The organism is Allocoleopsis sp., assembly GCF_036703385.1.
Lineage (GTDB): Bacteria > Cyanobacteriota > Cyanobacteriia > Cyanobacteriales > Coleofasciculaceae > Allocoleopsis.
On record NZ_DATNPA010000397.1, the window covers coordinates 1 to 5,485 of the forward strand.

Here is a 5,485-nt window from a genome sequence, read left to right on the forward strand (position 1 = left end):
GGTCTGACTGGGTAGAGGTTTTGTGGATAGTTGTCTGGTCAGTGGTGGGCGGTGTGTTGGTGGCGCGAATTCACAATCTCCTAATTCTGGGGTTGAGTGGTCTAGTCTGTCTGAGTATTTTGTTTGGTTTCACCCTAGCGCTGTTTATGCAGTCGGGATGGATTCCTGTTGTGGCACCCGCAATGGCATTAATGCTTACTGGCTTGACTGTAGAGGTTTACCAGCGGCAACTGTTCAAACGTCAAGAACAGATGGTCATGAGGCTGTTGGGACAGCAAACTTCACCGGAAATTGCCCAAGCTCTTTGGGATGAGCACGATCGCTTACTCGATTCTGGTTTTCTGCCCGGTCAACGAGTGATCGCGACGATACTACTCACTGACATCAAAGGCTTCAGTACCATCTCGGAACAAATGCCGCCGGAAGATGTGATGGCTTGGTTGAATGAATACTTGCCGAGCATGGTTCGGGAAGTGCAAAACTACCACGGGATTATCAACAAGTTTACTGGGGATGGTCTATTAGCTGTGTTTGGGGTACCTATAGCCGCAACTGACGAGATGGTTGTTGCAGAAGACGCACGGCGTGCTGTGGCCTGTGCTCTGGCGATGGGCGATCGCTTACAGGAACTCAACCAGAATTGGGGCTGTCGAGGCTTGCCTGTCGTTCAGATGCGTATTGGAATTTATACCGGCCCGGTCATGGTAGGAAGCTTAGGTGGCAAAGAGCGCTTGGAGTATGGGGTGATTGGGGACAGTGTAAATATTGCCGCTCGTTTGGAAAGTTGTAAGAAAGACTTTCAACCTAGCGACTGTCGCATCCTGATAGCCTACGAAACTCTGATTCATCTCCAGGATGAGTTTCGGGTGGAAGCTTGGGGCGCACTGCAATTGAAGGGGAAACAGCACAAAGTTGATGTTTACCGGGTGCTAGATCGTAAAGGTTGAAAATTACTGAATTCGTATTTACAGGTAATTTATGATGTTTTGGACAAAGTCTCGTAGAACCCTCATCGTGTTTTGCCTCGTCTTCCTTATGGGCTTGTTCCTGTCTACTCTGCCGATGCAAGTTGTCGCCCAATCCTCGAATCTACATGTTCAAGGGCGATCGCGGATAAGCCAATCGGCTACCTTGTTAGCGCTGGATCTCAAGGATGAACGACGACCGCTACCCGGAAGGAGAGAACCTGCGGCTGGACGGGGTTGTGGGGTTGATACACCCAACCCGCCACTTACTGCATTGAGTCCAGCAACAAACCTGGGATTTACGGTTGCGGCTTATCCAAAATTCTTTTTTTATATTCCTCAAATGTCTGCCCAAGCGCTAAAGTTTTCTCTGATCAAAGAAGATAAGGATAAAGTTTATGAGAAAACGTTTGCAGTTCCTAACACCCCTGGTATCTTCAATCTCAGCCTTCCTGCCGACAAAACGTTGCCCCCCCTAGAGGTGGGAAAAGGCTATCGCTGGTACTTTCAAATCATTTGCTCCCAGCAGGATAGTGGGGATATTTATGTCGATGGATGGGTTCAACGAGTCTCTGGCACTGGCAAGAATAATCTCTGGTACGACACCCTGGCAACTTTAGCCCAGAAACGCCGTTTGAATGCTGGGGATGTTGTGAGCGCGGTTAAATGGGCTAACTTGTTGAGGGCGGAGGGATTGGACAAAATTACTCAAGAGCCGTTAGTCGGAAGTCTCTCGGGCGGGGAGTTTTGAACAATACAAAAGGCTGGAGCTGTATGGGTAAGACAAGCTATGAATGAGCTGTGGCATGGGCGATCGGAGGAACGGAGTCAAGCTATGGCTTAAAATCCTAATCGCCTACGTGTGGATACTGATATCGCCTGTTCTCAATGCTGCCATGAAATCTCATCTCCTTGCGATCGCCTTGCTTCTCGCTCCTTTGTACCTGCAAACCCCAGTAACAGCACTCAATGCCGTCCACCTGGAGCAATTACAGCGAACTGGAAGCTGTGTGGGGTGCGACCTGAGTTCTGCACAATTGCCGGATGCCCTCCTGAGCAATACTGATTTAAGAGGTGCCAATCTCACAGGCGCTAATCTCCGAGGCGCTGACTTAAGGCGTGCTAATCTCGCGGGCGCTAACCTAAGCGGTGCCAGCCTGATTTATGCTAATCTCACGGAGGCCAACTTGACACAAGCCAATTTGATTGTTACAGCCTTAATTGGTGCTAATCTGACCCATGCTAACCTTGTTGGTGCTAGCGCTAGCATGGCCAAACTACCGGGTGCTAATCTTATGGGTGCTGATTTAAGGCAAGCTGATCTCCAGGCGGCTGATTTGAGCAGCGCGAACCTAAACGCCGCTGACTTAAGAGGGGCTGATTTGCGAAACGCTGACTGGGAAAATACGATCAGGAAAAATACCAAGCTGGGTAGTACAATTCTGCCTGATGGTAGTATCTATCGCTAGACAGATGCTGACTTCAGGAATGTAATAACAGTGGAGTAGCATACAGAAGAGATGATTGCCCACAACAGAGGTGAACTGTGACAAAACAAAACCAGCTCAGCTATTTCTCGCTTTCAATACGTTGGCTCTTGGGTTTGATTGCACTCACCAGTATTTTGTTCTACAGCCCTCGTGCGGAAGCAGCTGAATGGGTGGTGCTGAAATATCGTTTTTTGCGAGAGAGAGTATCGGTTACTGAACTCACAACGTTTGTTAAGACAGGGGAACTTTCTAGATCGCTGCGAGCTTATCTCAAGCTTGCCAAAAAAGAACCCGCCGAGTTGCGGCGCACTCTGACGCAAGAGGTTAAAGTGAACTCGACTTTCCTCTATCAAGCCCTTAAGACTCCAGTGGGAGACGGGATGCTTGATCAAGTCAGTCAGGTGGTTCATACCCCAACCAATCGAGCCAACCGGGAGTCTTTACGAGGAGCTTTGGTGAGTTCGGCTTTGCCTGATGGCAATATTACCTTAATTGAAACCTTGCAAAACTACCCAACGCCAGAAGTTCATGTCGAGGGCGAACGCCTTGTTGAGGTGATGCAGAACATTAGCAAGCTACTCGGAGGTCTGCCACTGCCCCGATCATGAGACAATACTCGCTAAATCGGCTTTGTTCTAATAAGCTAAAGTTTCTAAAGTTTCCCTCAGATACCGCCGCACCCGGTTATCTAGGCTATAATCCTGAGATTGATCGCTGACTCGATATTCCATCTGCCAGCGCTGGAATCCTGAACTGGTGGAAATCGCTTGTTTTAGGCTATCCCAGATTTGGCTGTCTTCAGGAAATTGACGGGATGCAGGAGTAGCTGAGCTTTCCATAAAATACCTTAAAAACTCTACACGGCTTAGTTAAACAGCGCTTTTTGGGAAAGAGCGCCATAAAACTTCAGGTTTTTGCTTTTCTTTCAGGATAACCTGGCTACTTGATTCAGATTGTGCCCTCGGCAACAACTTAATGAATTCAAAATTAAAAATTAAAATTGCGTAATCTAGAGCCAAATATAGCTTCACCAAATAAGACGCTAGGAGATTTGGCCTGTAAGCAACTCTGTCGAAAGATATAAAAAGAATATTTATAGCTTCTATAAATAAATGCCTAAGTAAAATAGCCTTTATTTTTTACTTAGATTTTGAATTGGAAATTGGAGCGCAGCCGTGGTTATTTGGGGTCAGAAGACAACTCTGAGGAGGCAGGCATTGTCGTAGCTGACTCTGTTGTAGCTATTGGCAAAATTTTATTGACTCGTAGACCGGGGATAGTAAAATCCTGCGATATTTTTTCGAGCGGGTAGGGAGCGGCGGCGGCAAACTCCGATTCGGTAGCCAGAAGAACTTGCGCCACACAAAGGGGGACTTGTAAAAACAAATGGCTCACGAGAAAGGCTAATCCTGCCCACAGCAGCCCAACAAGGTGCCAACGGGGTGCCAACGGAGCGATCGCCCTCGCCACGGGAGCCACTCGATAAATTTGCCACAACACCCACACCATGAAGACAGCAGCAACAATAGTGAATACTGGATTCGTCTTCGTTTTGAACAAGCTTAAGAGACGGCGCTGCTGCTCCGTCAGCTGTTCTGGCTTCATGGCTAAGACGAGAATACTAAAAATGTCGAAGGGACGGGTTAATTGCATCCACAGTATCGGCACAAACCCGATCACTGCCACCAAAAAGAACTCCAGCCAGACTGGCAAAATGGGGTCACCCACTGCCAGCCCTAGCCAAACGAGTTCTAAGGCAAGAGGTACTGCCGCCAAACCGGCAAGATGAATCCACAAAAAAGGTTCAGTCCAGAAAGAGCGCATAAGTTCGGTTTGGGTTGCAGGTGAGTCGGGGTTGAAGGTTAGTCAGTGAAAAGGTTGTAAGCCATAAGGAGTGAACCTTCAAACTTCCAACCTTCAACCTCTTAACCTTCAACTCCTTAAGTGGCTGACAGAGTCCGGCGTCGGCTCACCATCTTGAAGGTCTCAATGATGTCGCCTTCAGCCCAGTCATTGAACTTATCGAGGCCAACTCCACATTCGTAGCCCGCGTTCACTTCCTTGGCATCGTCCTTCATCCGCTTCAGGGAATCCAGGATACCTTCATGGACTACTTTGCCACCGCGACGGACTCGGATGTTGCAATTACGAACGGCTTTGCCCGTCAGGACATAGCAACCGGCAACCGCACCGCGCCCGACGGGGAAGACGGCTCGCACTTCGACTTGTCCCAGTGGCTCTTCGACCATTTCTGGCTCCAAGAGACCTTCCATCGCCGCTTGAATATCATCCAGGAGTTTGTAGATGATGTTGTATTCCCGGACATCAACCCCTTCTTGGTCAGCAGCGTGTCGAGCACCATGAGCCAGTGTGGTATTGAAGCCGATAATTACAGCTCCACTAGCCGCAGCTAAGTCAACATCTGTCTCGGTGACTTCGCCAGCTCCTCCCAGCAGAACGCGGATTTGCACTTCATTTTGTGGCAGTTGCTTGAGAGCACCGAGAATGGCTTCGACGGAGCCTTGAACGTCTGCTTTCAAAATTAAGTTGAGTTCTTTGAGTTCGCCTTCTTGAGCCTGAGCGGAAAGACTATTGAGGGTGACTCGGCGTGACGCCATCACCTGGTGCAGGCGAGATTGCCGCTGCTCATCAGCCCTGTCGTGTGCGGTCGAACGGGCTTCTTTTTCGCTGGCAAAGACTTCAAACTCGTCCCCAGCAGCGGGCACCTCGTTCAATCCTAGGACTTCTACGGCAAACGATGGCCCTGCGGCTTCGACGCGTGCCCCTCGGTCGTCAATCATCGCTCGCACCTTACAGAAGACCGAGCCAGCCACGAGGGTATCACCGACTCTTAGGGTGCCATTTTGCACCAATAGGGTAGCAACAGGCCCCCTGGTTTTATCCAGGTTAGCTTCGATGACTGTACCTCTGGCGGGTCGATCCGGATTGGCTTGGAGGTCTTCGACCTCTGCTACCAACAGAATCATCTCCAGCAACGTATCCAAGTTTTCTTTTTGGATAGCGCTTACA

General features: G+C 49.3%; 7 protein-coding genes. 4 read left to right on the forward strand and 3 right to left on the reverse strand.

What is annotated here, in order from left to right:
- The 4 genes from V6C93_RS19615 to V6C93_RS19630 all read left to right on the forward strand — a co-directional run.
- The coding region (locus V6C93_RS19615) for an adenylate/guanylate cyclase domain-containing protein (RefSeq protein WP_333478353.1) at positions 1–947 on the forward strand (947 nt) is incomplete at its 5' end.
- A 31-nt stretch (positions 948–978) separates the two neighbouring features.
- Entirely contained in the window at positions 979–1,716 is a 738-nt protein-coding gene (locus V6C93_RS19620; protein WP_333478354.1) for a DUF928 domain-containing protein, read from the forward strand.
- A 145-nt stretch (positions 1,717–1,861) separates the two neighbouring features.
- Positions 1,862–2,434 carry a pentapeptide repeat-containing protein gene (locus tag V6C93_RS19625; RefSeq protein ID WP_333478355.1) on the forward strand — a complete coding sequence of 191 codons (573 nt, stop codon included), beginning with the start codon at positions 1,862–1,864 and terminating at the stop codon, positions 2,432–2,434.
- Between the two features lie 77 nt (positions 2,435–2,511).
- Positions 2,512–3,063 carry an alpha/beta hydrolase gene (locus tag V6C93_RS19630; protein ID WP_333478356.1) on the forward strand — a complete coding sequence of 184 codons (552 nt, stop codon included), beginning with the start codon at positions 2,512–2,514 and terminating at the stop codon, positions 3,061–3,063.
- A 27-nt stretch (positions 3,064–3,090) separates the two neighbouring features.
- Here the strand turns inward: V6C93_RS19630 and V6C93_RS19635 are convergent, their stop codons facing one another.
- From V6C93_RS19635 to infB, 3 genes are all read right to left on the reverse strand, one after another.
- Entirely contained in the window at positions 3,091–3,294 is a 204-nt protein-coding gene (locus tag V6C93_RS19635) for a hypothetical protein (protein ID WP_333478357.1), read from the reverse strand.
- 340 nt (positions 3,295–3,634) lie between these two features.
- Complete coding sequence (locus V6C93_RS19640; RefSeq protein WP_333478358.1) at positions 3,635–4,279, reverse strand: low-complexity tail membrane protein; 645 nt, start codon at positions 4,277–4,279, stop codon at positions 3,635–3,637.
- A gap of 116 nt (positions 4,280–4,395) precedes the next feature.
- A partial coding sequence (infB, locus tag V6C93_RS19645; protein WP_333478359.1) for a translation initiation factor IF-2 occupies positions 4,396–5,485 on the reverse strand: 1,090 nt, incomplete at its 5' end.